The sequence below is a fragment of the Asanoa sp. NPDC049475 genome, assembly GCF_040676915.1.
Taxonomy (GTDB): Bacteria; Actinomycetota; Actinomycetes; order Mycobacteriales; family Micromonosporaceae; genus Asanoa.
In genome coordinates, this window is record NZ_JBFAPY010000009.1 from 89,502 (window position 1) to 115,153 (window position 25,652).

Genomic DNA, 25,652 nt, shown 5'->3' on the forward strand with positions numbered 1-25,652 from the left:
GTCAGGAGTAGTGCTGGAGGCGGGGCCACAGGACCTGCCACGGGCTGACCGGGTCCCGGCAGACGCGTACGTCGTTGTCCTGCTCCTCGTTCGGGATGTCCACGCCGTTGTCGAGGTCTCGGGCCACCTGGCACGAGCCGAACAGCGCGCCGAGCCCGTCGCCGAAGCCCACCGCGACCACCACGGTCGCGTCCTCGGGCGGACGACCCCGGTACCACAGCTCGTTGTGTCCACTGTAGACAGCGGGCAGACCGGCGCCGTAACGGTCAAGCGCTCCCGCCTCCCCGTAGTTCGCCGTCAGGATCACGGCGCGCGACTGGTCCGCGGGCGGCAGCGAGTCGTACACCGACGCGATCTGGTCCACGTACACGGGCCAGCCGATCTGGTCGCTCGTGCCCTGGTTGAGGTCGGCGATCGGAGTCTTCGCCAGCACCGACACCGGCAGCAACGCCAGCGCGACCACCGAAGACACCGCCAGGTTGAGCGGCACCCCGACCCCGAGCAGCCAACGGGGCCACCGCACCGCCGACGGGCAACCCGCCGCGAACAGTGCCAGCACGAGGCCCAGCGGGTAATAGGGCTGCCCGCCGGTCACCAGGACCAGCACGCAGAGCACCGGGTACGCCAGGGCCAGCGCGCGCAGACCCGGCGTGCGCCACAGCCGCACGAGGCCCGCCACCCACACCGGCACGAAGAAGACACCGAGCAGGACGAGCTGCAAGGGCGCGAACAGGGCGCGCGACTCGGCGCCCTTGTCCTCACGGATCGCGGCGGCCATCTCGAGCTGCGGCCAACCGTGGGTGATCTGGTAGATCACGTTGGGCGTGCCGACCACCACCGCGACCGCGACGCCCGCCCAGAGCCAGCGCGACCCGAGCACCCGGCGCGGACCGACCGCGACCAGTGACAGGCCGATCGCGACCAACGTCAGCAGCACCAGATGCTTGTTGTAGAGCCCGACGCCCACGCCCAGCCCCGCCGCCAGCCACCAGCGGGGATCGCCGCGCAGGGCGCGCACCACGAACAGCAGCACCGCCGCCACGACCACCAGGTCGACGGTCGCGGTGAGCAGGACATGACCGAAGACAAGGGGGTACGCGCCGGCCGCGCCGAGTGCCGCCAGCACCTGCGCGCCGGCGCGGCCGCCGAGCTCGCGGGCCAGCAGCGCGCTCAGGATCGCCGTCACCACGATCGCGAGCGACCCCGGGATCCGCAACGCCCACAGGTGGTCGCCGAAGAGCTCGGTCGTCGCCCGCGCGAGCAGCGGCGTCAGCGGCGGCTGGTCGACGTAGCCCCAGGCCGGATGCTCGCCCAGCAGGCGGAAGTAGAGCTCGTCGCGGTGGTAGCCGTAGCTGTTGCTGTTGGCCGCGACCAGGACACCCAGCAGCACGGCCACCGCACCTACCGGACCCCAGGACAGTGCGGGCCGTTCCCCCGGTTCGTCCACGCGTCGACGCTATCGGTCGGCCAGCCGCGGTGGTGTCCCCCGAAAGAATCTTCGCGATTGGCCAATCCTCCGCGCCAGCGGTCTCGAAGCACTGATGTGACCGCCGAATCCGTGCTCGCCGGCCGTTATGTCCTCGACGAGGTCATCGGCACCGGCGGCATGGGTCGGGTCTGGCGCGCGCACGACCCCGTCCTCGGGCGAGCCGTCGCGGTCAAGGAGGTGCTCGCGCAGCCGTGGTTGGGCGCCGACCGCTGGCAGCAGACCCTGCGTGAGGCCCGGGCGGCGTCACGGCTGCGGCACCCCAACGTGGTCGCGATCCTCGACGTGCTCCAGACCGACAGATCCTGGATCGTCATGGAGTACGTGCCGGGCCGGTCCCTCCACGAAGTCGTCGCCGAGCGCGGACCGTTCGACCCCGACGAGACCGCGCGGCTCGGGCTGGAGATCCTTTCCGCTCTGGAGGCCGCGCACCGGGCCGGCATCCTGCACCGCGACGTTAAGCCGCAGAACATCCTGCTCGCCGACGACGGCCGCGTCGTGCTGACCGACTTCGGGCTCGCCGTCGCCGCCGAGGGCGGGGTGACCATCCCGCGCCAGGTGCTCGGCTCGCCGGACTTCGTGGCGCCGGAGTTCGCCCGCACCGGCGCGTCCACCGTGGAGTGCGACCTGTGGTCGCTGGGCGCCACGCTTTACGCGTTGGTCGAAGGCGCGGCGCCCTACCACCGGCCGAGCGTGCTCGCCACCTTGACCGCGCTCGCCGCCGGCCCACCCGACCCGCCGCACCGGGCCGGCTCGCTCTCCCCGGTGATCCTGCGCCTGTTGGATCGCGACCCGGGCCGCCGGCCGAACGCTGTCGAGACCCGGCGGCTGCTCGAAGCGGTCGCGGACGGCGAACCGGCGTGCGGAGGACTGGCCCGGAGACTGCGCGAAGCGGTCGCCGACGGCAACGGCGGGCTGGCGCGCCGGCATCGCTGGCGGGTCGTGCTCGCCGGGGCGGCGGCGCTCACGCTGGCCTCGGTCGGCACGGCGGCCGCGGTCGCGTTGCCGGCCGACAAACCACCGCCCAGCCCACCGACGGTCCACGCCTGCCTGAACACCGGCCCGCAACCGAGTGCCACCGCTTCCGACGGCGGCCCCGGCGCTTTCGCCCTGCCAGCCGGTTGGCGCTGGCACACCGACGGGACGGGCTTCACGGTGGCCGTGCCCGCGAGCTGGACCCGCTTCCGGGCAGGCGCGGCGGTCTGCTTCCGGGACCCGGGCGGCACCAGGACCCTGGCCGTCGACCCGTCCGTCACCGCCACCGCGGACCCCGCCGACCTCTGGCGCGCGGCAGAGCCGGACGTGGCCGCGCTGGCCGGCTACACCCGGCTCCGGATCGGTCCGGTCCGCGCCGCCGAGGGCGGTGCCGACTGGGAGTTCACCTGGTCCGGCCGACACGCGCGGCGCGTCACCGTCACCACCGAGCCCGGACGGGCGTACGCCCTCTCGTGGTTCACCGACGACGCCGACTGGCCGCGCGACGAGGCCGCGTTCCGGCTCGTCCTGAGCAGCTACCGGGGTGTCAGCTAGCGGTCGGGAAGTGCATCGACGGCGCGGCCTCGACCGCCGGCCCCGGCCAGCGCGACGTGACCGGTGGACACCCGCAGGACCACCAGCACCGGCCCGAATACCTCCTCCGTGCAGACCGACATGTCGGTGCCGACGTAGTCGAACAGGCACGGCCCGACGAGGCGATCAGCGACGACACCGACGGGTCCCGCTCGCTCGGCTTGAGCACGAACGTGTTGCCGGTCGGGATGGCCAGCGGATGCATCCACAGCGGCTCCACGCGTCGACCCCGGTGGAGGCCTGGTCGGTGTACGCGCCCTTCAGCAGCGACGGGACGCCGCAGGCGTAGTCGATCACCTCGCGGCCGCGGGTCACCTCGCCGCGCGCGTCGTCGAGCGTCTTGCCGTGCTCGGCGGTGACGAGCCGGGCGAGCTCGTCGGCGTGCCGGTCGACCAGGTCGCGCATGGCGAACATGACCGCGCCGCGCCGGGCCAGCGAGACCTCGCTCCACTCCACGAACGCCTTGCCGGCCGCCGCGACCGCGTCGGAGACGTCGGCCGCGTCCGCCGCCGCCACGCGCGCGGTCTCGACACCGGTCGCCGGGTCGTACACCGGCAGGGTCCGCTGCGACGTGCGGCGGGTGCCGCCGATGACGTGCTCGATCACAGGATCGCCTCTCACAGGTAGTCACGCTGGGCCTGCTTGGCCTTCTCGTACGCGGCCCGAGCCGCGTCGGTGCCGGACGTGCGCGCCACCTCGGCGACCGGCACGTCCCACCACGCCTCCGAGTCCGGCGCGGAGACCAGCGGGTCCGTCTCGATCTGGATGACGGTCGTGCGGTCGGACGCCCGCGCCGTCGCCAGCGCAGCCCGCAACCCGTCGAGGTCGGCCACGGCGATGGTGTGCGCTCCCAGGCTCGCGGCGTTCGCGGCCAGGTCGGTCGGCAGGTTCGCGCCGTCGCGGTCCCGGTACCAGGTGCCGAAGCGGTTGACGCCGACCGTCTCGGACAGCGCGCCGATCGAGGCGAACCCGTGGTTGACCACCAGCACGACGATCAGCTTCACGCCCTCGGCGACCGCGGTCGCCAGCTCGCTCGACATCATCAGGTACGAGCCGTCGCCGACCAGCACGAACACGTCCCGGTCGGGAGCGGCCAGCTTGACCCCGAGACCGCCGGCGATCTCGTAGCCCATGCAGGAGTAGCCGTACTCGACGTGGTACTGCTTCGGATCCCGGGGCCGCCACAGCTTGTGCAGGTCGCCGGGCATCGAACCGGCGGCGCAGACCACCACGCCGCGGTCGCCGGCGGCATCGTTGACCGCGCCGATCACCGCGCTCTGGGCGGGCAGTGGCCGGTGGTCGAGGGCGTACGCGCGGTCGACGGTCTCGTTCCAGGCCGCGGTCAGCTGGGCCGCCCGCACGAGATAGCCGTCGTCGACCTGCCAGTCGGCCAACGCCTCGTCCAGCGCCGCCAGCCCGGCCTGCGCATCGGCCACAATCGACAGTCCGCTGTGCTTGGCCGCGTCGAACGAGGCGACGTTGACGTTGACGAAACGCACGCCTGGGTCGGCGAACAAGGTGCGCGAGGCGGTGGTGAAGTCCGAATAGCGCGTGCCGACGCCGATCACGAGGTCGGCATCGGCGGCGAGCTGGTTGGCCGCGGTCGTGCCGGTGGCGCCGATCGCACCGACCGCCGACGGGTGGTCGTGGTGCAGCGCGCCCTTGCCGGCCTGGGTCTCGCCGACGGGCACGCCCGTCCGCTCGGCGAACGCCGCGAGCGCCTCGGTGGCCTCCGAGTAGATGACACCGCCGCCCGCCACGATCAGCGGCCGGCGCGCCGACCGGATCGCCTCCACCGCGCGGTCGAGGGCGGCCGGCTCGGGCACCGGGCGGGCCACGTGCCACACCCGCGGCGCGAAGAGCTCGTCGGGCCAGTCGTACGCCTCGGCCTGCACGTCCTGCGGCAAGGCCAGGGTGACGGCGCCGGTCTCCACCGGGTCGGTCAGCACCCGCATCGCCCGCAACGCGGCCGGGGCTAGCTGCTCGGGCCGGTTGACCCGGTCGAAGTAACGTGACACGGGACGCAGGCAGTCGTTGACCGACACGTCACCGGCGTACGGCGCCTCGAGCTGTTGCAGCACCGGGTCAGCGACCCGGGTCGCGAATGTGTCGCCGGGCAGCAACAGCACGGGCAGCCGGTTGATGGTCGCCCCGGCGGCACCGGTGACCATGTTGGTCGCGCCCGGGCCGATGGACGTCGTGCAGGCGTAGGTGGCCAGCCGGTTGGTCATCCGGGCGTACGCCGCCGCCGAGTGCACCATCGCCTGCTCGTTGCGGGCCAGGTGGTACGGCATCGTATCGGCGTACTCGCGCAACGCCTGGCCCATCCCGGCCAGGTTGCCGTGGCCGAAGATGCCGAAGGTGCCGGCGAAGAACCGGCGGCGTGCGCCGTCGCGCTCGGTCTCCTGCACGGTCAGGAACCGGACCAGGGCCTGTGCCACCGTGAGTCGCGTCGTCATGCTGGCCTCCCGTAGAACGGAACGCGCGGGTCGGTCGGCTGGTCCGCCCAGGTGTCGCGGATCCAGGCGTGCGCGGGGTCGTCGCGGAACCGCCAGGCCCGGTCGCCCGGCCCGGCCATCACGTTGAGGTAGTACAGGTCGTAGCCGGGCGCCGCCATCGACGGGCCGTGCCAGCCGTGCGGCACCAGCACGATGTCGCCGGTGCGCACCTCGGCCAGCACGTCGATCGGGCGCTCCGGCGCGCTGCCGTAGACCCGCTGGTAGCCGGCGCCGCCGCGGGCCACCTCGAAGTAGTAGATCTCCTCGAGCTCGGTCTCGTCGGACCGGTGCTCGTCGTGCTTGTGCGGCGGATAGCTCGACCAGTTGCCGCCGGGCGTGAGCACCTCGACCACGATCAGCTTCCGGCACTCGAACGAGGCCGCGTCGGCCAGGTTGTTGACCTGCCTGGTGGAGACGCCGGCGCCGCGCACCTCGACCGGCACGTCGACGGCCGGCCGGTAACGGACAGGCAGTCCCGGCTCGGCGGAGGCGGACGCGACCGCGAACCGGCCACCGGCCGCGCTGCGCATCGTCGCCGCGCTGGCCGGAGGCAGGTAGCAGAGGTCGGTGGCCGCCGTGAAGACATCGGGCCGGCCGTGCAGCGTCAGGTCGACACCCGCACAGCTCACCTCGGCGCCGCCCGCCAGCGGCACGACGACCATCTCGCGGTCGCCGGTGTGCCAGGTCGTCGACTCACCGGGCACGAGCGTGACGATCCGCAGACCCGTGTGCTGCCAGCCGTCGCCGTCGGGCGTCACCTCTGTGCACTGTGGTCGGTGCCAGTCCTCGCTCACAGCAGGCTCACCGCCGTGTCCACCGCGGCCGCCACGTCGTCGTCCGGCGGGTAGAGCAGGGTCCTGCCGACCACCAGCCCGCGTACGGTCGGCAGCCGCAACGTCTTCTGCCAGGCGGCGAAGGTCTCGTCCGGCGCCTCGCCGGGATCGCCGCCGAGCAGCAGCGCCGGCAGCGTGCTGGCGGCGAGGACGCGTTCCATGTCCGCGACGACCGGGAGCTTGAGCCAGGTGTACGCGGACGTGCGCCCGAGCGCCTGCGCGACCGCGATCGACTTGATCACCGCGTCGGGCGACAGGTCGTTGACGGCCTTGCCGGCGTCGTCGCGGCGCACCCAGAAGGGCTCGACCATCGCCATCAGCCGGTGCGCGGCGAGCGCGCTGACCGCCTCGGCGCACCCGTGCAGCACGTCGGCACTCGCCCGGTCGGTCGGGTCGATGCGCAGCAGCATCTTGCCGCCGTCGAGGTGGGCCGAGGCGAGCGCGTCGGCGTCGTACGCGGTGAACCGGTCGTCGATCTCGAACGCGGTGCCGGGAATCCCGCCGCGGTTCATCGAGCCGATGACCACCTTGCCGTCGAGCCCGTCGAGCAGCAGCAGGTCCTCGACCAAGTCCGGGGTGGCCAGCACGCCGTCGACGCCGGGGCGGGACAGCGCCACCTGGAGGCGGTCGAGCAGGTCGATCCGGTCGGCCATCGCCATGCCGCGCTTGCCGACCGCGAGGTTGCCACGCGCCGGGTGGTCGGCGGCGATCAGCATCAGCCGGCCCCGCTCGCCCAGCAGCGGCCGTCGGCGCCGGGCCGCGGCGGTGGCCGCCAGCCGTTCCGGCTCCTCCGCGCGGGTCCGCACCAGCTCCCGCAACGCTTCCTCACGCATCGGTCGTCACCAGTTCCTCCACCTCGGCCGACGTCGGCATGTCGGGTGCGCACGCGAGCCGGCCGGCGACCAGCGCACCGGCGGCGTTGGCGAACGCGAGCACCCGGGCCAGCTCCCAGCCGGCCAGCAGGCCGTGGCAGAGCGCCCCGCCGAACGCGTCGCCGGCGCCGAGCCCGTTGACCACCTCGACGCGCACCGGCGGCACCCGGACCGCCTCGGTCGCGCTGACCGCGAGCACGCCGTCGCCGCCGAGCTTGACGACGGCGAGCTCGACTCCCATGTCGCGCAGGGCCGCGGCGGCCCGCTCCGGCTCGCGTTCGCCGGTGGCCACCGCGCACTCCTCCTGGTTGCCGACAGCGACCGTCACCAACGGCAGGGCTTCGCGGTACGCGGCGCCGGCGCTCTGTTCGTCCGGCCAGAACTGGGCGCGGTAGTCGAGGTCCAGGATGGTCAGTGGCGCGCGGTCGCGGGCGCGCAGCGCGGCCAGGTGTGCGGCGCGACTCGGCTCCGCGGACAGGCCGGTGCCGGTCAACCAGAGCACGCCGGCCGCGCGCAGGGCTTCGAGGTCCAGGTCCTCCGGAGAAACCCGCAGGTCGGGCGCGATCGGGTAGCGGTAGAAGTAGATCGGGAAGTGGTCCGGCGGGAAGATCTCGCAGAAGGTGACCGGGGTCGGCAGGTCGGGGACGGTCGCGACCCAGCGGTCGTCGACGCCGTAGCCGCGCAGCTCGTCGTGCAGGTAGTCACCGAACGGGTCCTGGCCGGTGCCGCTGACGAGCGCGACCCGCCGGCCGTGCCGGGCGGCCGCGACCGCGACGTTGGCAGCCGTGCCGCCCAGCGACTTGGCGAAGGTCCGCACCTCACCGAGCGGCACGCCGACCTGCTCGGGGTAGAGGTCGACGCCGAGGCGCCCCACCGCGACCACATCAAACGGTGTCATGCGCCGGCCCCGCTTCGCGGGGTCGGGCATGACTCGGCGACTGAGCCGAATGATTCGGTCGCCAGCTCCCTCATGCGCTCACCTTTCGCAGGTGTTCCAGGCTCCGGCGGACGTCGAGCACGGGTCCCTCCCCCGCCGGCGGGTCCTCGTCCAGCATCGTGTCCTGCTCCAACACGTACCACCCGGCGTAACCGTTGGCCGTCAAGGTGGTGACGATGCCGGCCACGTCGACGTCGCCGTCGCCCAGCGGCCGGTACATCCCGGCCCGGACCGCGTCGGTGTAGCTCACCTCGCCGGAGCGCACCCGCGCCGCCCACGCGGCGTCGACGTCCTTGAGGTGCACGTGTGCGACCCGGCCTGGCACCTCGCGCGCCAGCGCCGCCGGGTCGGTGCCGCCCGCCAGCAGGTGACCGGTGTCGAGGCAGAGCTTGATGTGCGACCCCTCCAGGACGCGGCGCACCTCCTCCTCGCGCTCGACCATGGTGCCGATGTGCGGGTGCAGGGTGGCGAGGACGCCCCGCTCGGTCACCGCCTCGTCGATCCGGTCGAGGTTGGTCAGCAGCGTCCGCCAGCCGTCCGAATCGAGCTCCGGGCGGGCGTCGTAGCCGTCCGCGCCGGTCGCGGCGGCCAGCACGAGCGCGCCCTCCCAGGTCGCCAGGGACGGCAGCAGCGCCGGCAGCGGGTCGTGGGTGGGGTCGTGCAGCATCACGGGTACGAAGCCGCCGGCTACCTCGAGGCCGTGCCGGCGCAGCACCCCGGCGCGGTCGGCCGGAAGATAGCCGTCAGGGCCGAGCTCGGTGGCCGTCAGTCCCAGCTCGGCCATCTCGGCGAGCACCCGCTCAACCGACAGCATGAGGCCCCAGCCGGGCACCTCGCAGACGCCCCACGAGATCGGTGCCCCGGCAACGCGGATCATGCCGCCACCTCCGTGACCCGCACCGACGAGTCCGATGCGCATGTCAGGAAGTCTGCTTGGGGTCCCGAACTCATGTCAAGCGTTTGTCATGACATACTGACGTTCAAACGACCGTTGCCGGTAGCCCTATCATGAGGTCCCCGAGCGCTCGAGGAGTCCGACGTGGACGGCATCGCCAGCCTCATCACCATCGACAGGTTCAGCCCCGTGCCGCTGTACTTCCAGGTGGCGACGAGCCTCGAAGACCTGATCGAGTCCGGCAAGCTGCCGGCCGGCTCCCGCCTGGACACCGAGGTGATGCTCGCGGACCGGCTCGGGCTGTCCCGTCCCACGATGCGCCAGGCGATCGCGCACCTGGTCGACAAGGGGCTCGTGGTGCGCAAACGCGGTGTCGGCACCCAGGTCGTGCACAGCGCGGTGCGCCGCAAGGTCGAGCTGACCAGCCTCAACGACGACCTGCGCCGGGCACAGCGCTCACCGCGCACCGAGGTGCTGGCCTTCTCGGTCGTGCCCGCACCCGAGCACATCGCCGCCGCCCTGCACCTCGAGGCCGGCGCCGACGTCATCACGACGCAACGCCTGCGGTACGCCGAGGACGAGCCGCTCGCGCTGATGCACAACTACCTGCCCGCCGGGGTCGCGCGCGACCTGACCGCGGAGGAGCTCGGCGAGCAGGGCCTCTACCAGGTCTTGCGCACGCGGGGCGTACAGCTGAGGATCGCCGACCAGACCATCGGCGCGCGCCGGGCCACCGCGGCGGAGGCCCGCCTGCTCGGCGAGAGCCGCGGCGCACCCCTGCTGACCATGCAGCGCACGGCATACGACCACGCGGGCCGAGCGATCGAGTACGGCTCCCACGTCTACCGCGCGGACCGCTACTCCTTCGAGGTGTCCCTCGTCGCGCGTTGACGACCCGCCTGGGTCGAATGTCCGCTTCAGAAACCTCCCGCGACCTGTCACGGATCGGCGGGCTGTCCGGTCGAAGTGGTGGCGGCGCTCCACGGTGCCGCGCAGACTGACCGGAGGGGTAAGCACATGAAGATCGTGGTTATTGGCGGAACGGGCCTGATCGGCTCGCAGGTCGTGGCCGACCTGGAGAAGGCGGGGCACGAGGCGGTGGCGGCGTCACCCTCAAGCGGCGTCAACACGCTGACCGGCGAGGGGCTGACCGAGGTGCTGACCGGCGCCGACGTGCTGGTCGACGTGGCGAACTCGCCGTCCTTCGCCCCCGACGACGTGCTCACGTTCTTCACGACCGCCACGAACAACCTGATCGCGGCCGTGAAGGCGACCGGGGTCGGGCACTACGTCGCCCTGTCGGTGGTCGGCTCCGACCGCAGTCCGCAGAGCACGTACCTGCCGGCGAAGGTCGCGCAGGAGAAGCTGATCCGCGAGTCGGGCCTGCCGTACACGGTGGTGCGCGCGACGCAGTTCTTCGAGTTCCTCGGTGCGATCGCCGACTCGGCGACCCGGGACGGCAAGGTGCACATGGCGCCCGTCGCCTTCCAGCCGATCGCGTCCGCCGACGTCGCGAAGGCGGTCGCCGACGCGGCGGGCGCGGCACCGGTCAACGGCGCCGTCGAGGTGGCCGGGCCGGATCGCGGCACGTTCGACGACATCATCCGGCAGGCGCTCGCGGCCAAGGGCGACCAGCGCGAGGTCGTCACCGACCCGAAGGCACCCTATTTCGGTCAGGTGATGAACGACGAGACGATCGTGCCGATCGGTGACTACGACAAGGGTGCGACGAGGCTCGCGGACTGGCTCGCCGCCAACTCCGGGAAGTAGCAGCGGGGCTAGGGTTGTCGGGTGACCGGCACTGACGTCACGGGCGAAGACCTGGACCAGTTCGAGGCGGTACGCGGGCGGTTGTTCGGCATCGCGTACCGGATGCTGGGCTCGGTCAGTGACGCCGAGGACGTCGTCCAGGAAGCCTGGATGCGGTGGCAGAACACCGATCGCCGGAAGGTCGACAACCCGGCCGCGTTCCTCAGCACCACCACCACACGCCTCGCCATCAACGCGGTGACCAGTGCCCGGGCCAGGCGCGAGTCGTACGTGGGTCCGTGGCTGCCCGAGCCCGTCGACACCAGAGCGGATCCGGCGCTCGGCGCGGAACGGGCGGAGGCGCTGGAGATGGGCGCGCTGCTCCTGCTGGAGCGGCTCCCGGCCGCGGAGCGGGCCGCGTACGTGCTGCGCGAGGCGTTCGGCTACCCGCACAAGGACGTGGCCGAGGTGCTGGAGACCAGCGAGGCCAACGCGCGCCAGCTCGTGACCCGGGCACGCAAGCATCTGACCAGCGAGCGTTCCGCACCCGTCGACCGCGCCCAGCACCGGCGGTTCGTCGACCGCTTCCTGGCCGCCTCCCGCGACGGCGACGTCGCCGCGTTCGAACAGCTCCTGGCCAGCGACGTGATCGCCCGCAACGACGGCGGCGGCAAGGTGCACGCGGCCCGCAAGGACGTCGTCGGCGCGGACCGGGTGGCCAACCTGCTCGATAACGTGCTGCGCAAGTACTGGAACACGGCGACGTTCCGCGCGGTCGAGGTCAACGGCGACGCCGGCCTGCTCGTGGTGCACGCCGACGGCACGCCCGAGGCCCTGATCGCGATGGCCACCTCGGCGCGCGGCATCGAGGAGCTCTACATCGTCGCCAACCCCGACAAGCTGCGCCAGTTCAGCTGAGCTCCCGCCCGAGCCGGGCCAGCGGCGAGCACGCCATCACCACCGGCGAGAGCAGCATGCCGGCAGCCGTCACCGTCAGCGCCGTGCGCAGACCCCAGTGCGCCGCGAGCACACCGCCGAGCAACGAGCCCAGCGGCGTCATGCCCATGCCGGCGAAGGTGATCGTCGCGGCCACCCGGCCCTGGAGGCCGTCCGGCGTCAGCGCCTGACGGACGGCCTGCGTGGTGACGTTGACGAGCTGTCCGAACACGCCGAAGACCAGGTTGACGACCACGAGCGCGGGCACGGTCAGCGCCGGCGGGCCGTGCAGCGCGGACACCGACAGCAGCACGCCGTCGCCGATCGCGGCGCCGGACACCAGCACGAAGCCGTGGCCGAGCCGTCGCGGGAGGCGGGCGGCGAGCAGGGAGCCCACGAGCGCGCCCGGACCGGTCGCGGCCAGCACCAGGCCGATCGCGGCTCCCGACAGGCCGAGCGAACGCGGCAGGAACAACAGGTAGATCGTCATCAGGGCGGAGAAGCAGAGCTGGAACGCCGCCGAGGCCAGGCACAGCGCGCGCAACGCACCGTCGTGGGCGACGAAGCGGAGTCCATCATGGACCTGACGCCACATCGACCCGGCCTCGTGCGAAACCGGCTTCGCGGCGCGGATACGACGGATCGTCAGCAGTGACACCACGAAGAAGGTCGCGCTCGACGCGGCGGCCAACGGCGCCGACAGCAGCGAGACCAGTGCACCGCCGAGCGCGGGACCGCCGATCTGGGCGCCGGAACGGCTGCCCTCCAGCGCGCTGTTCGCCTCCGTGAGCCGGTCGCGGCTCACGAACCGAACGACGGACGCCTGGTAGGCGACGTCGAAGAAGACCGACATCGCCCCGACGGCGAAGGCCACGGCCAGCAGGGCGGGCAGCCCGAGGCCACCGAAATACGCGGCCACCACCGCACCGGTCAGTGCGACGACCCGGCCGAGGTCGGCGAGCACCATGACAGTCCGGCCGCGCCACCGGTCGACCCAGGCGCCGACGGCGAGCGGAAGCAGCAGCAACGGCGCCTGACCGACGGCGCGGAGCACGCCGAGCTGGTCGGGTGCGGCGCCGAGGGTGAGCACGGCCACCAGCGGAAGGATCACCAGGCTGGCCTGCTCCCCCAGTTGGGAAGCGGTCTGGCCGATCCAGAGAAAGCGGAAGTCACGGTCTCGCAGCAGGGACGGCAAGGAAGAACCCCTTGGACAGAAGGGCTCGCAGTGCCGCACTGGTCGGAGCAGCACGCGAAGCGGACCGGCCGAGGAAGTCGGCCTGGAACGTCAGCGCGTGCGCGAGTAGCCGGGCATGGCCCGCACGTTACCGCAGGAGACCCGCCGACCGCTGCCGGCGGGTCTCCTGGCAAACCTCAGGCGACGAAGCGGGTCCGGCGACGCCGCGCGATAAGGAAACCGGCCACGCCGGCCCCGACCAGCAACACGCCGGCACTCGCGATCAGCGTGGCCTGCGGACCGGTCACGGGCAGGCCGCCGTCACCGTCCCCACCGCCGTTGCCGCCACCGGTTCCGTTGAGCACGATCTGGGCCACGTTGTTGGCCGAGTTCGGGTCACCGTCGATCTTGGCGGTGACGGTGCCCGTAGCGTCGTCCACCACGCGGTCGATGGTGAGCTTGAACTCGTACCCGTACGAGTCCCCGGCGAACTGGTCCCAGACCGCGCAACCGTATTCGCGCGCGCCCGCCTGGCCCCACGCCTCGTCGTCCGGCGGCCAGGTGCCACCGTCGGTGTACGGGGCGCAGTCCCACGTCGCATAGGTCACGGTCGCGCCCTCGGGAATGGTGATCCGCAGGCCCGGCGTCTTGGGCTCGTCGAAGCTCGTCTCCAGGTCGGCCGGGCCGAGGTTCTTGACGGCCGGCGTCACCGTGACGGTCGCGCCCGCCGCGCCGGTGGCGGTGGCGCCGAGCGCGGCCATGTCAACGTGGTTGTCGCCGCCGATCGTGATGTCGACCTGGAGGAAGCTGTCGTAGGGGTTGATGTCGGTCTGCGGACCACGCGCGGTGGTCGTCACCTCTTCGAGGCGCAGCGGCTCGCCCGTGCCCCGCGTCGGCTCATAGTCGCCCAGGCCCCACGACGGCTCGAGGATCTTCCAGTCGTCCTCGACGTACCAGTCGGCGTACGTCGAGAACACCGCGCCCGTGCGGGCGGTCTTCGAGACGGCGTACGGGATGTCCTCGGAAAGCTGGTAGCTCTTCCCTGGCTTGAGCGGCTGGTCGAACTCACAGATGGTGAACGCGTCCATGTAGTTGACGCAGTTCGAGAAGTCGCCGGCGTAAGGGGTGCGCCAGTCGGGCGAGAGAACCATCGTCGTCCGGGCCACAGTGGACTCGCCGACGTTGGAGACCGGCGCGTTCGCCTTGGCCAAGCCGCCCGGGTCACCCTTGGCCAGGAGCGGGTCCTCCTGGACCCTCAGATCGCTCGCCTCGGCGATCGTGACGACCGACTTCGTGGTCGCCGTGGCGCCGTCGACGTCCGCGGTGAGGGTGATGCTGCTCTTGGTGCCGATCTCCGCGTCCGACTTGCCATTGATCACGTAGCTGATGCTGGTGCCGAAGGAGCCTTCGGGAGCGTCCTGCTCGCACCGGATCTGGGTGCCGGTGGTGGCGTCGCACAGCCAGTCGCTCGACATCCAGTCGAGCTCGACGGAGGCGCCGTCGAGGTCTGACGAGTCGATCAGGATGGAGATCTTTCCGACCAGCTCTTCTCCGCCGCCGTACAGCGCGACGAATCCGCGCGTGTAGCCGTTCGCGGCCACGAGCGCGTCGAACGTGTCCATTTTCAGATTGGGTGCGGCATAGGCGGGAAACGCGGTCGCCGCGACGAACGCGCCGGCGACCGCTACTCCGGCGAGCAGCCGGCGGGCAGTGTTTATCGACATGGGTGTCCTCGGAAGGGTCAAAGATCAAGACCGCAGACGATAGGTCACCGTCCGCGAACGTGCTGCCCCACCGAGCCAAATCGCCTTTTACTGGCTGAGTACGCCCGCCTCCGCCATGCCGTCGACCGTGCCCAGGTAGTGCTCCTCCATCTCGGCAGGAGGTTCAGGGCCGCAGTCGCGGAACAGGTCGGTCAGGTCCGTCATGTCAGTAGCCCAACTCCCGCTGGTAGACGTTGAGCAGCTCGCGACCGTCGAGGTAGCGCCGCAGGTTGTCGCAGAACAGATCGGTGATGGCCGCGTTCTCGGTGTCCACCGTGGACGCCGAGTGCGGCGAGACGAGCACGTTGTCCAGGTCCCACAAGGGCGAATCGGCCGGCAGCGGCTCGGTGGCGAACACGTCGAGGGCGGCTCCGGCGAGCGCGCCGCCGCGCAGCGCCTCGACGAGCGCCGGCTCGTCGACGAGCTGGCCCCGGCCGATGTTGACCACGATCGCGCCGGTCTTGAGCTTCGCGATCCGGTCGGCCGAGAGCAGCCCGTCGGTCTGCGCGGTCAGCGGCGTGCAGAGCACCAGCACGTCGGTCCGGCGCAACAGGTCGTCGAGCTCGTCGGTCGAGTGCACGCTGGCCGCGGCGTCGATCTGGTAGTCGCGGCCGGGGCGGCCGACCGCGAGGACCCGGGTGCCGAGGGCGGCGAAGCTGGCCACGACCTGGCGGCCGATCCCGCCGAGCCCGACCACGGTGACGGTGCGGCCGGCCAACCGGCTGGTGGTGTAGCGCTGCCAGTGGTGCGCGGCCTGCCGCGCCCGCAGGTGCGGGACGCCCTTGACGAAGTGCAGCGCGCCCAGCACGGCGAACTCCGCGAGCGGGACGGCGTGGATGCCGGCCGCCGTGGTGAAGGTCAGGCCGGTGCGGTCGAGCCCGGTGCGCCGCACGAAGGCGCCGATGCCGGCGCTGGTCGCCTGGACCCAGCGCAGCCCTGGTGCGCGGGTGGGCAGGTCCGCGGGTGCCTGCCAGTCGAAGTCGAACGACACCTCGGCGCCGGCGAGGGCCCTCTCCCAGCGGTCCTGCTGGGCCGCGGTGAGCTCGCGCGGCGTGCCCACGTGGTCGCAGGCATAGCGCGGCACGGGTACGACGTCCGGCTCGTAACTGACGTCGATCCTCGGGTCCACCTCTGCGACACGTTGGACGAGATCCGGTTCGAGATACGTGGCGATCAGAACGCCGAGCCGCGCGGACATGATCAGGACCGTAGCCGACGTCCTTACGAAGACGCGGTACGCGGCAGCGAGGCGGTCCGACCGAAGAAGTCCCGGATCTCGGCGACGACCCGATCGAACTCATCAAGATCGATAGGCTTCGTGACGTACGCGTTGGCGTGCGACCGGTAGCTGGAGACGATGTCGGGGGTCGCCGCGGACGTCGTGAACACGATCGCCGGGATGGACCGCAGGTCCTCGTCCTGCTTGATCTGCTCGAGCACCTGCCGACCGTCGACGCGCGGCATGTTGAGATCGAGCAGAATCAGGTCGGGCCGAGGCGCGTCGGCGTAGCCGTTCTCCCGCCGCAAGAACGCCAGGGCGTCGACGCCGTCGGCGACGTGGTGCAGGCTGCTGGCGACACCCTGCTCAGCGAAGGCATTCTCGACCAGCGCGAGGTCGCCGAGATCGTCCTCGACCACGAGCACGTGTAGCACGGGCTGAGCAGAGACCATGGTCGAACCCTTCGATCGATTGTGCGCGACGGCCATGGTCGCACGCCCGTGAGGTGATCAGTAGGCTGCCGCGCATGACCAGCCGAGTTGGCGACATCGTCATCGACTGCGCGGACCCGGAACTGCTCGCCACCTTCTGGTCGGATGTGCTGGGCTACCGGATCTTCGCCAGGGACGAGACCGGCGTAGCGATCCGCGGCGCCACGGTCAGCCCCGACATCCTGTTCATCCGCGTGCCCGAGGCGAAGAGCGGGAAGAACCGGCTGCAGTTCGACGTCTGCCCCACGGACGGCGACCAGGATCAGGAACTGGCCCGGCTGCTCGCCCTCGACGCCCGCCGCTCCCCCGTTCAGGCCGGTGGCTCGTGGATCGTCCTGGAGGATCCGGAAGGAAACGAGTTCTGCGTCATGGCCAAGCGCATCCCGGCCGAGCCGGAGCCCTTCCACGAGCCGTGAGCTCCGGCCTACACAGGCCCAGGTAAAGAATTATTGACACCATGTCGGGGCTGCTTTACCTTCGATGGTGTCAAGTTTTCTTAACATGATGCGAACGGGAGTCACGATGCACGCGTTGACACGCACCGCTCGCCTGGCTGGGCTGTTCTACCTCGGCAACGCCGTCACCGGCGTGCTCGGGTTCCTCATCGTCCGTCCGCGGCTCTTCGCCGCCGACGATCCCGACGCGACGCTGGCGAACCTGGTCGCGCACGAGTCGCTCGCCCGCGCCGGCGTCGCATTGGAGCTGGGCATGGTCCTCACCCAAACCCTCGCCGCCGTCTGGTTCTATCGCCTGTTCCGCAGCGTGAGCACCGGCGCCGCGAGCGGGATCGCCGCCTTCGGACTGGTCAACGCGGTCGTGGGTCTGGTGAGCGCGGCGTTGTTGGCCACCGCGGTCGCGGTCGCGGTCGACCCGATCGGCGACGCGGCGGCCAACGCGCAGCTGCTCTATCTGGTCAGCGAGAGCCTGTGGGGCGTCGGCGCACTGTTCTTCGGCCTCTGGCTCATCCCCATGGGCTGGTGCGTGCTGCGGTCGGGCTGGATGCCCCGCGTCCTCGGCTGGATCCTCGTCAGCGGCGGTGCCGCGTACGTGCTCAGCGCGTTCCTGCGATACCTCGTCCCCGACGCGCACATCGTCGCGGAGGCGCTCGCCTATCCCGCGTCGGTCGGCGAGTTCTGGATGGTCGGCTACCTGCTCGTCCGCGGCGTGCGGCGGCAGGCGCCGGTCCACCCGTCGCCGTCCGTCCAGGCACCGACGCCCGTGGCGGGCTGAGTCAGCGCCAGTCCTCGATCGCCTCCACCGCCAGCCGCCGAGGCGCCGCCAGCGGTCGGTCGCCAGTCGGCTGACCACCAGGCGCACCCAGGCCTCCGGCGCCGGGTGACCGGCCACCGTGTCCCAGCGCCGCCACGCCCGTGCGTACGCCTCCTGCACCGCGTCCTGCGCCTCCCCACGATCGCCCACGACGACGACCGCGTACCGCATCGTCCGAGCCGCTGTCGCCCGGTAGAACTCGTCGAACCCGCGCTCGTCGCGCACCGGCGGCCCCTCCTCCCCGTGTCCACCCTCTTACGGTCCACGGGGGCGTTAAGTTGCACGCGACGAGTCGGCTACCCGACGGGCGGGCCGGTTAGGGATACATTGGCGTACATGTCCCGACGCCTGTCGTTCGTCGCGGTCCTGACCATTTGCGCGATCGGCCTCGCCGCCTGCGGCTCCGGCGCGCCCGAGGTCGCGGCGCCCGCGCCCACCGAGACCGCCGCGGCGCACGCCGGCCACACCGGGTCTCCCCCGCCGCCGGCCCAGCCGTTGCGCGGCGGTGAGCGGTTCGTCGACACCGGGCTGGCGCGACCGTTCACTCCGGACCCGCCCGGCGACGACGCCGACGAGTACCGCTGTTTCGTGGTCGACCCGAAGCTCACGGAGACGGCGTACCTGACCGGCAGCCAGTTCCAGCCGCAGAACCGCGACATCGTGCACCACGCGATCTTCTTCCAGATCCCGGCCGAAGACGCCGATCGGGTACGCGCGCACGACGCGGCCACGGACGGCGACGGCTGGCAGTGCTTCGGTGACGCCGGCATCGGCGACGACCCGGCCTGGGTGGCGAGCTGGGCGCCCGGCGTCGGCGAGACCGTCTACCCCGAGGGCGTCGGCTTCGAGCTGACCCCGGGCAGCCTGCTGGTCATGCAGATCCACTACAGCCTGCTGGCCACGGGCGGCGCACCCGGCGGGGCCGACCGCTCCGGCGTCCGCCTGCGACTGGCCGGCGGGAAGCTGACCCCGCTGCACACCACGCTGCTGCCCGCGCCGATCGAGCTGCCGTGCGCCGCCGGCGAGCAGGGCGCGCTCTGCGACCGGGACCGCGCGGTCGCCGACGTGGTCCGCCGGTTCGGCGAGCAGGCCGGCCAGCGGGCCAACGGCCTCACCCGGCTCTGCGGCGGCGCCCCCGACCCGGGACCGACCCAGTCGTGCACCCGCCGGGTCTTCCGGTCCGCCACCCTGTACGGCGTCGGCGGCCACATGCACCTGCTCGGCCGCTCGATCAAGGTAGAGCTGAACCCCGGCACGCCGCGGGCCCGTACCCTGCTCGACGTGCCGGCCTTCAACTTCGACGACCAGGCCGTGCGCCCCGTCGGCGAGGGCGTCACCGTCGAGCCGGGCGACACCTACCGCGTGACCTGCACCCACGACGCCGGCCTGCGCCAGAGACTGCCGGCGCTGCGCAAGCTCCCGCCGCGTTACGTGGTCTGGGGCGAGGGCACCGCCGACGAGATGTGCCTGGCCATCGTGATCGAGACCCGCTGACGCGGCGGCTGGCCCGCCACCGGGCCGTGTCGGCCGCCTTGGCCAGGATGACCGACGAGCGGCTCGCGCACGAGGTGGCGACGGCGCACGCGATCGGCAGCGGGATCGGCGGCGCCGTGGCCCGGCTCGACGTCGCGGGCGCGGCGGTGTTCGTCAAACGGATCCCGCTCAGCGACCTCGAGCGGCGCCACCCGCTGTCGACCGCGAACCTGTTCGACCTCCCGGCGTTCTGCCAGTACGGCGTCGGCGAGGTCGGCAGCCCCGGCTTCGGCGCCTGGCGCGAGCTCGCCGCGAACCGCATGGCGACCGACTGGGTGCTGGCCGGACGGACCGCGGCGTTCCCGCTGCTCCATCACTGGCGGGTGCTGCCGGGCGCCGCCGCGCCACCCGCGGAGCACGCCGACCTCACGGCCGCCGTCGCCTACTGGGGCGGTGCGCCGGGAGTCGGCGACCGGCTGCGCGCCCGCGCGGCGGCCACCGCGAGCATCGTCCTGTTCCAGGAGTACGTGCCGTGGACCCTCGACACGTGGCTGCACGACCGGTCGGCGGCCGGACCGGACGCGCTCGCGGCCGCCGTGGGCATGGTGTGCCGGGCGCTGGTCACCGACGTCGGGTTCATGAACGACAACGAGCTGCTGCACTTCGACGCGCACTTCAGCAACGTGCTCACCGACGGCCGCCGGCTCTACTTCGCGGACCTGGGTCTGGCCACCTCGCCCGCGTTCGCCCTGTCGGCCGACGAGCGGGCCTTCGTCGCCCACCACGCCACGCACGACCGGTGCTACACGCAGGCGCAGCTGGTCAACTGGCTGGTCACGCACGCCGCCGGGGTGCCGGACACGGTCGCTCGCAACGACTACGTCCGGGCCTGCGCCGCCGGTGCCGCACCGGCCGGGCTGCCGGCACCGCTCGCCGCGGTGGTCAGCCGGTACGCCCGGGTCGCCGTGGTGTTCAACGACTTCTTCTGGGACCTGTGGGGCACGAGCCGGACGACTCCGTACCCGGCCGCGGACGCCGCGCGGGAAATCGAGGTAGCTTCACGTCTACCCCCCAGTTAAGGAGACACCGTGCCCCTGAACGGTGAGTACGCCCCCAGCCCCAGCGATTGGTCCCGTAAGCAGGCCGAGCTGTTCGAGAGCACCCAGGGTGCCGAGGGCAACACGCTGCGTGGTCGCCCGATCATCCTGCTGACCTCGGTCGGCGCCAAGACCGGCAAGATTCGCAAGACGCCGCTGATGCGGGTCGAGCACGAGGGCCAGTACGCGGTGGTCGCCTCACAGGGCGGCGCGCCGAAGCACCCCGTCTGGTACCACAACCTCGTCGCCCACCCGCACGTCGAGCTTCAGGACGGCGCGGTCCGCAAGGACTACGTGGCCCGCGAGGCGACCGGCGAGGAGCGCGCGACCTGGTGGAAGCGGGCCACGGCGACCTGGCCGGACTACGACGAATACCAGTCGAAGACCGACCGGGTGATCCCGCTCTTCGTCCTGACACCGAAGGACGATGCCTGAAAGGCGGCACCTCTCGGCAATCTGCCGTTTATGACCGATTTCCAGTGGGAATGAAGGTCAGCATGATGCGCGACAGTTCCGCCGCCCTTCTGCTCAAGGGCTACGCCTGGTTGCCGGACAGCCGCCGTGCCAGTGCCGACGGTGTGGTCCAGACCAGGCTGATGGGTCGGCGGGCGTTCGGCATCGGCGGTCCTTCCGCCGCCCGTTTCTTCTACGACGAGCGGCACGTCCGCCGCGCCGGCGCCGTCCCGGGGGCCGTCCAGTCGACGCTGTTCGGGCACGGCGCGGTGCACACCCTCGACAGCCTGGAGCACCGCCACCGCAAGGCGATGTTCCTCGGGCTGTTCACCTCCGACCGGATCGCCGACCTCGTCGCGCGCACCGGGGCCGCCTGGGACGCCGCCGCGCCCGGCTGGGCCGGTCGGCCCGTGTCGCTCCTCGACGCGTCCGCCGCGGTCCTGGCGGAAGCGGTCGGGGGCTGGATGGGCCTGCCGCCGGACGGCGACCTGGCCGGGGACTGCGTCGCGATGGTCGACGGGTTCGGCACCGCCGGGCCGCGGCACTGGCGGGCGCGGGCCGCGCGCCGGCGCCAGGAGCAGCGGCTGGCCGACGTCGTGGCGACCGTGCGCGACGGCCGCGCCGGTGGCGCCACTCCGCTGGACGTCGTGGCGCGGCACCGTGCCGACGACGGGCACCTGCTCACCCGGGAGACGGCCGCCGTCGAGCTGCTCAACATCGCGCGGCCGACGATCGCGGTCAGCTGGTTCGTCGCGTTCGCCGCGCACGCCCTGCACCGCTGGCCCGGCCACCGGGACCGGCTGCGGGCCGGCGACCCCGCGTACGCGGAGGCGTTCGCGCACGAGGTCCGCCGGTTCTATCCCTTCGCGCCGTTCGTCGGTGGGCGGGCGGCCGGCGACGTCGAGTACGCCGGGCACGCCATCCCCGGCGGCTCGCTGGTGCTGCTCGACCTGTACGGGCAGAACCACGATCCGGCGCTGTGGAAGGACCCGTACCGCTTCGAGCCCGAACGGTTCCTCGGCCCCGACGCGGACGCCGCGCTGGAGCCCTTCACGCTCGTGCCTCAGGGCGCCGGGAACCCGGCCACCGGCCACCGCTGCCCCGGCGAGCCGAACACGGTCGCGCTGCTGTCCGACCTCGCGATCCGGGTGGCCCGACTGGACTACGACGTGCCGCCGCAGGACCTCGGCATCCCCCTGGACCGGATCCCGGCCCGACCACGGGACGGCATGGTCGTCGTACCGCGGAAAGCTAGAGCTTGGCTCGCAGCTCGCGTTTGAGGAGCTTGCCCGTCGCGCTCTTGGGCAGCGTGTCCAGCACCCGGACCTCGCGCGGGGTCTTGTAGTCGGCCAGCCTGGCCCGGCAGTAGGCGATGAGCTCCGCGGTGTCCAGCTCGGCGCCCGGCCGCACCGAGACCACCGCCACGACCTCCTCGCCGAGCCGCTCGTCGGGGCGACCGACCACGGCGGCCTCGGCCACGGCCGGATGGCCGTAGAGGACCTCCTCGACCTCGCGCGGGTAGACGTTGAAGCCTCCCCGGATGATCAGGTCCTTGATCCGGTCGACCACGTAGAGGAAGCCGTCCGCGTCCCGGTAGCCCAGGTCGCCCGTGTGCAGCCAGCCGTCCCGGATCGTCTCCGCCGTCGCCGCCGGGTTGCCGTGGTAGCCCTTCATCACCACGTGCCCCCGGACCAGCAGCTCGCCGACCTCGCCGGTCGGCACCTCCGCGCCGTCCGACGCGGCGACCCGCACGTCGACACCCCAGATCGGCCGGCCGATCGAGCGGATGCGGCGGTCGTCGACGCCCGGGTTCATCGTCGCGGTGCTGCCCGTCTCGGACAGCCCGTAGCCCTCCAGCACGGTGATGCCGAACTTCTCCTCGACGCCCTTGAGCACCGCCTCGGGCATGGACGCCCCGCCGCACGAGCCGAGCCGCAGCGCCGACAGGTCACGGTCGCCGGTGTCGGCGTTGAGCAGGGCGTGGTACATGGTCGGCACTCCGGCCAGGATGCTGACCCGGTGGTCGTGCAGCGCGTCGAGCACGAGCTCCACGTCGAACCGGGGCACGGCCACGATCGTGCCGCCCTTGCGGACCGCCCCGTTGACCACACTGGACAGTCCGTACACGTGGAAGAACGGGAGCACCGCGAGGGCGACGTCGTCGGGGCCGGTGTCGAACCGCTCGCCGGACAGCGAGCAGTTCAGATAGAGCTGGAAGTGGGTCAGCTCCGCGCCCTTGGGCCGGCCGGTCGTGCCGCTCGTGTAGATGATGACCGCGGTGTCGTCAGCGTTGGTGGTGGCGGCATAGGGCAACGGATCGGGATCGCCGAGGTAGCCGGGCCGGTCGGGGTTGAGCACCGACACGCCGGAGGGCACCTCGCCGGCCGACAGGTCACCCGCGACCACCACGCGGGCACCGCTGTCGTCCACGATGTGCGCGACCTCGGCGGCCTTCAGCAACGGGTTCATCGGCACGGCGACCAGGCCGGCCTTGAGAATGCCGAAGTAGCACTCGAGGAACTCGACCCGGTTGGGCAGCATCAACGCCACCCGGTCGCCGGGCGACGCGTGCCGGAGCAGGCCGGCCGCGGCCCGGTCGGCGGCCGCGTCCAGCTCGCCGTAGCTGACCTTGCGCGCACCGAAGATGACCGCGGTCTTGTCGGGGTCACGGCGGGCGGACTCTCGGAGGATCACGCTGAGGTTGAACGTCACGGCGGTGCCTCCCCGGGACGACGAGATCCGTCGATTCTCGCCGAACCCCGAGCCGAATGACACCTGATGAATGTCATCCGGCGGATCGTCAAACGACCGCCGAACGCAGGACGGACGCGACCCTCCGGTGTACGGCCTCGGGCTCAGCCGCCTCCCCTCCGGCGAACACCAGGTGGCCGCTGCCGATCAGCGTCAGGCCGAGGATGTCGAGATCGGCGTCGCGCGCGAGGCGGCCCAGGTCCCGTTCCGCGGCGAGGTAACGGGCGATCATCGAGCCGGCCTCGGGCGGCGCCGAAAAGTTGCTCGCGCGGGTCGCGCAGGGAGACACCGGTGGGCACAGTCCTGGCACTGGATCGACCCGGTGGCCGGCGCCGCCGCGGCCGCCCGCGTGCTCCGGCCCGGCGGCCGGCTCGCGGTGTTCTGGAACGCCGGCCAGCCCTCCCCCGCCGCCGCGGCGGCGTTCGCGGAGATCACCGCCCGGCTGGTTCCCGACCTGCCCGCGCCGCCGGCGGACGCCCTGTCCGCGTACACGACGATGGGCGGCCTGGTGGTCACCGGCATGACGGACGCCGGCTTCGCCCCACCCGACCGCTGGCGCGACGACTGGCAACGCGACTACACCCGCGACGAGTGGCTCGACGTGCTGCCGACCCAGGGCCTCTACACGCGGCTCCCGGCGGACCAGCTGACGGCGCTGCTGGCAGCCACCGGCCAGGCGATCGACGACCTGGGCGGCGGCTTCACCATGCACTACAGCGCGCTGACCGTCACCGCGACTAATCAGTTGCGGCCGGAGCCCGCGTAGCTAAGGTGCGGGGAATGCACCCTCCGCTGCCCCGCTCCGCGTCCGGGGTGTCCTCCCGCGCGGTCAACGCCGTGCTCGACCGGTTCGAGGCGCAGTCGATCGAGTGTCATTCCATCATGGTCGTACGCCACGGCCACGTGGCCGCCGAAGGCTGGTGGGCGCCGTACTCGGCCGACCGCCCGCACCTGCTCTACTCGCTGACCAAGTCGTACACCTCGATCGCGGTCGGGCTCGTGATCGCCGACGGGCTGCTGGCACTCGACGACCGGGTGGTGGACCTGCTGCCCGACCGCGTGCCGCCCGGCATATCCGAGCAGGCCCGCCGCGTCACCGTTCACCACCTGCTGTCCATGACGAGCGGGCACGACACCGACAGCCTCGCCGACGCCTGGCAGCTCGAGCCGGACGACCTGGTCAAGGGCTTCCTGCGCGTCCCGTTCGCCCACCCTGAGGGCACCCGGCACGCGTACGACAACGCCACCACCTACGTCCTGGCCCGGATCGTGGAACGGGTCACGGGCCGCGGCCTCCCCGACTTCCTCGACGACCGGCTGCTGCGGCCGATGGGCGTCGACCACGCCGAATGGGACCGGGTGGCCAGCGGCGCCGTCTTCGGGTTCCACGGGCTGCACCTCACGACCGAGGCCGTCGCCGCCTTCGGCGAGCTCCTGCTGCGCGGCGGCCGGTGGGGCGACCGGCAGCTCGTTCCGAGCGAGTGGGTGCGGCTGGCGACCACGCCGCACGTCGCCACGGAGCAGGTCGAGGGCTGGGCGGAGAATCCCGACGCCCTCCGCGGCTACGGCTACCAGTTCTGGATGTCGCGCCACGGCTACCGGGGCCAGGGCGCCTTCGGGCAGCAGTGCGTCGTCGTACCGTCGCACGATCTCGTGGTCGTCGTGACCGGCGCCATGATCCAGGAGGAGGCGATCACCGCCGCCCTGTGGGACTGCCTGCTGCCCAACCTGGAGGTCGCCGGCAGCGCGGAGGAGGACGCGCTCCTCGCGGCGCGCCTGCGGAGCCTGTCCCTGCCAGCCGTGCCGGGTGCCGCGGCCCCCGGGCGCTCCCTCAAGACGAGCCTGGACGGCTCCGCCGAGGACTCGCCGCTGCCCGACGGCACCACGGTGGTCGTCGAACCCGTCGAAGGGGGCTGGCTCGTCCGCCTCGGACCGGAGATGGACGTCGAGGTCGGCCACGGCGAGTGGCGGGAGAGCGCACCGCTGGGCCGCCCGGTCGTGGCAACCGGCGCCTGGCAGGGCGACACGTTCGTCGCGGACCTCTACGTCATCACCACCCCGCACCGGGTCCGGCTGGTGGCCCGGGGCGACAGCGCCGAAGCGACCTGGAACATCGTGCCCCTCACCGGCCCCGACCTGGTGCTGCACCTGACCTCACCGCTGATGACGCGGCCCGACGTGGCCTGA

26 protein-coding genes and 1 pseudogene are annotated in these 25,652 nt (G+C 72.2%); 12 read left to right on the top strand and 15 right to left on the bottom strand.

Going from position 1 to position 25,652, the window contains the following annotated elements; all coding sequences use genetic code 11:
* Position 1: 1 nt before the first annotated feature.
* The gene (locus AB0J88_RS32455; RefSeq protein ID WP_364357293.1) at positions 2–1,447 is read right to left on the bottom strand and encodes a glycosyltransferase family 39 protein; all 1,446 of its coding nucleotides are present in this window, start codon (positions 1,445–1,447) and stop codon (positions 2–4) included.
* A gap of 96 nt (positions 1,448–1,543) precedes the next feature.
* Here AB0J88_RS32455 and AB0J88_RS32460 point away from each other — a divergent pair, with 96 nt between their 5' ends.
* Positions 1,544–3,016, top strand: a complete 1,473-nt coding sequence (locus AB0J88_RS32460) for a serine/threonine-protein kinase (RefSeq protein WP_364357290.1) — start codon at positions 1,544–1,546, stop codon at positions 3,014–3,016.
* On the opposite strand, the gene AB0J88_RS32465 is transcribed toward AB0J88_RS32460, so the two are convergent.
* From AB0J88_RS32465 to AB0J88_RS32495, 7 genes are all read right to left on the bottom strand, one after another.
* The gene (locus AB0J88_RS32465; RefSeq protein ID WP_364357287.1) at positions 3,013–3,264 is read right to left on the bottom strand and encodes an aldehyde dehydrogenase family protein; all 252 of its coding nucleotides are present in this window, start codon (positions 3,262–3,264) and stop codon (positions 3,013–3,015) included. The two genes, AB0J88_RS32460 and AB0J88_RS32465, sit on opposite strands and share 4 nt — an antisense overlap.
* Positions 3,182–3,676 (bottom strand): aldehyde dehydrogenase family protein, encoded by a 495-nt coding sequence (locus AB0J88_RS32470; RefSeq protein ID WP_364738102.1) that lies wholly within the window; start codon positions 3,674–3,676, stop codon positions 3,182–3,184. The genes AB0J88_RS32465 and AB0J88_RS32470 overlap by 83 nt, the downstream gene beginning before the upstream one ends.
* Positions 3,673–5,514, bottom strand: a complete 1,842-nt coding sequence (iolD, locus tag AB0J88_RS32475; RefSeq protein ID WP_364357281.1) for a 3D-(3,5/4)-trihydroxycyclohexane-1,2-dione acylhydrolase (decyclizing) — start codon at positions 5,512–5,514, stop codon at positions 3,673–3,675. Before iolD ends, AB0J88_RS32470 begins: the two co-directional genes overlap by 4 nt.
* A complete protein-coding gene (gene iolB, locus AB0J88_RS32480) occupies positions 5,511–6,311 on the bottom strand; it encodes a 5-deoxy-glucuronate isomerase (protein ID WP_364357278.1) in 801 nt (266 codons plus the stop codon). Before iolB ends, iolD begins: the two co-directional genes overlap by 4 nt.
* A gap of 32 nt (positions 6,312–6,343) precedes the next feature.
* On the bottom strand, positions 6,344–7,219 hold the full coding sequence (locus AB0J88_RS32485; protein ID WP_364357275.1) for an aldolase: 876 nt from the start codon (positions 7,217–7,219) through the stop codon (positions 6,344–6,346).
* Positions 7,212–8,156, bottom strand: a complete 945-nt coding sequence (iolC, locus tag AB0J88_RS32490; protein ID WP_364357272.1) for a 5-dehydro-2-deoxygluconokinase — start codon at positions 8,154–8,156, stop codon at positions 7,212–7,214. Before iolC ends, AB0J88_RS32485 begins: the two co-directional genes overlap by 8 nt.
* A 70-nt stretch (positions 8,157–8,226) precedes the next feature.
* A complete protein-coding gene (locus tag AB0J88_RS32495) occupies positions 8,227–9,114 on the bottom strand; it encodes a TIM barrel protein (RefSeq protein ID WP_364357269.1) in 888 nt (295 codons plus the stop codon).
* A 120-nt stretch (positions 9,115–9,234) separates the two neighbouring features.
* Between AB0J88_RS32495 and AB0J88_RS32500 the strand changes: the two genes are divergently transcribed.
* The 3 genes from AB0J88_RS32500 to AB0J88_RS32510 all read left to right on the top strand — a co-directional run bounded on the left by AB0J88_RS32500 (position 9,235) and on the right by AB0J88_RS32510 (position 11,757).
* Positions 9,235–9,981 carry a GntR family transcriptional regulator gene (locus tag AB0J88_RS32500; protein WP_364357267.1) on the top strand — a complete coding sequence of 249 codons (747 nt, stop codon included), beginning with the start codon at positions 9,235–9,237 and terminating at the stop codon, positions 9,979–9,981.
* Positions 9,982–10,107: 126 nt separating this feature from the next.
* Complete coding sequence (locus AB0J88_RS32505; protein ID WP_364357264.1) at positions 10,108–10,860, top strand: SDR family oxidoreductase; 753 nt, start codon at positions 10,108–10,110, stop codon at positions 10,858–10,860.
* 21 nt (positions 10,861–10,881) lie between these two features.
* Entirely contained in the window at positions 10,882–11,757 is an 876-nt protein-coding gene (locus AB0J88_RS32510; RefSeq protein WP_364357261.1) for an RNA polymerase sigma-70 factor, read from the top strand.
* Here AB0J88_RS32510 and AB0J88_RS32515 read toward each other — a convergent pair.
* The 4 genes from AB0J88_RS32515 to AB0J88_RS32530 form a co-directional block, all read right to left on the bottom strand.
* A complete protein-coding gene (locus tag AB0J88_RS32515; protein ID WP_364357258.1) occupies positions 11,750–12,970 on the bottom strand; it encodes an MFS transporter in 1,221 nt (406 codons plus the stop codon). The genes AB0J88_RS32510 and AB0J88_RS32515 overlap by 8 nt on opposite strands.
* Before the next feature lie 176 nt (positions 12,971–13,146).
* On the bottom strand, positions 13,147–14,673 hold the full coding sequence (locus AB0J88_RS32520) for a hypothetical protein (RefSeq protein ID WP_364357255.1): 1,527 nt from the start codon (positions 14,671–14,673) through the stop codon (positions 13,147–13,149).
* A gap of 205 nt (positions 14,674–14,878) precedes the next feature.
* Positions 14,879–15,910, bottom strand: coding sequence for a D-2-hydroxyacid dehydrogenase (locus AB0J88_RS32525; protein ID WP_364357252.1), 1,032 nt, complete (start codon positions 15,908–15,910; stop codon positions 14,879–14,881).
* A gap of 23 nt (positions 15,911–15,933) precedes the next feature.
* The gene (locus AB0J88_RS32530; protein WP_364357249.1) at positions 15,934–16,383 is read right to left on the bottom strand and encodes a response regulator; all 450 of its coding nucleotides are present in this window, start codon (positions 16,381–16,383) and stop codon (positions 15,934–15,936) included.
* Between the two features lie 74 nt (positions 16,384–16,457).
* On the opposite strand from AB0J88_RS32530, the gene AB0J88_RS32535 reads away from it, so the two are divergent.
* The gene (locus AB0J88_RS32535; RefSeq protein ID WP_364357246.1) at positions 16,458–16,838 is read left to right on the top strand and encodes a VOC family protein; all 381 of its coding nucleotides are present in this window, start codon (positions 16,458–16,460) and stop codon (positions 16,836–16,838) included.
* A 106-nt stretch (positions 16,839–16,944) separates the two neighbouring features.
* Positions 16,945–17,652, top strand: a complete 708-nt coding sequence (locus AB0J88_RS32540; RefSeq protein ID WP_364357244.1) for a DUF4386 domain-containing protein — start codon at positions 16,945–16,947, stop codon at positions 17,650–17,652.
* Positions 17,653–17,691: 39 nt separating this feature from the next.
* On the opposite strand, the pseudogene AB0J88_RS32545 reads toward AB0J88_RS32540, so the two are convergent.
* Positions 17,692–17,916 (bottom strand): annotated as a pseudogene (locus AB0J88_RS32545) (sigma factor); the annotation flags it as partial.
* A gap of 111 nt (positions 17,917–18,027) precedes the next feature.
* Between AB0J88_RS32545 and AB0J88_RS32550 the strand changes: the two are divergent.
* From AB0J88_RS32550 to AB0J88_RS32565, 4 genes are all read left to right on the top strand, one after another.
* The gene (locus AB0J88_RS32550) at positions 18,028–19,185 is read left to right on the top strand and encodes a monooxygenase (protein ID WP_364357241.1); all 1,158 of its coding nucleotides are present in this window, start codon (positions 18,028–18,030) and stop codon (positions 19,183–19,185) included.
* 47 nt (positions 19,186–19,232) lie between these two features.
* Entirely contained in the window at positions 19,233–20,243 is a 1,011-nt protein-coding gene (locus AB0J88_RS32555) for a serine/threonine protein phosphatase (protein WP_364357238.1), read from the top strand.
* A gap of 9 nt (positions 20,244–20,252) precedes the next feature.
* Positions 20,253–20,696: a nitroreductase family deazaflavin-dependent oxidoreductase gene (locus AB0J88_RS32560; protein WP_364357235.1), complete on the top strand. Its 444-nt coding sequence runs from the start codon at positions 20,253–20,255 to the stop codon at positions 20,694–20,696.
* Positions 20,697–20,758: 62 nt separating this feature from the next.
* Positions 20,759–21,994, top strand: a complete 1,236-nt coding sequence (locus AB0J88_RS32565; RefSeq protein ID WP_364357232.1) for a cytochrome P450 — start codon at positions 20,759–20,761, stop codon at positions 21,992–21,994.
* On the opposite strand, the gene AB0J88_RS32570 is transcribed toward AB0J88_RS32565, so the two are convergent.
* Positions 21,966–23,426: a long-chain fatty acid--CoA ligase gene (locus AB0J88_RS32570; RefSeq protein WP_364357229.1), complete on the bottom strand. Its 1,461-nt coding sequence runs from the start codon at positions 23,424–23,426 to the stop codon at positions 21,966–21,968. The two genes, AB0J88_RS32565 and AB0J88_RS32570, sit on opposite strands and share 29 nt — an antisense overlap.
* Positions 23,427–23,514: 88 nt before the next feature.
* Entirely contained in the window at positions 23,515–23,697 is a 183-nt protein-coding gene (locus AB0J88_RS32575; protein WP_364357226.1) for a hypothetical protein, read from the bottom strand.
* Positions 23,698–23,787: 90 nt separating this feature from the next.
* On the opposite strand from AB0J88_RS32575, the gene AB0J88_RS32580 reads away from it, so the two are divergent.
* Complete coding sequence (locus tag AB0J88_RS32580) at positions 23,788–24,231, top strand: hypothetical protein (RefSeq protein ID WP_364357223.1); 444 nt, start codon at positions 23,788–23,790, stop codon at positions 24,229–24,231.
* Between the two features lie 14 nt (positions 24,232–24,245).
* Positions 24,246–25,652, top strand: coding sequence for a serine hydrolase domain-containing protein (locus tag AB0J88_RS32585; protein ID WP_364357220.1), 1,407 nt, complete (start codon positions 24,246–24,248; stop codon positions 25,650–25,652).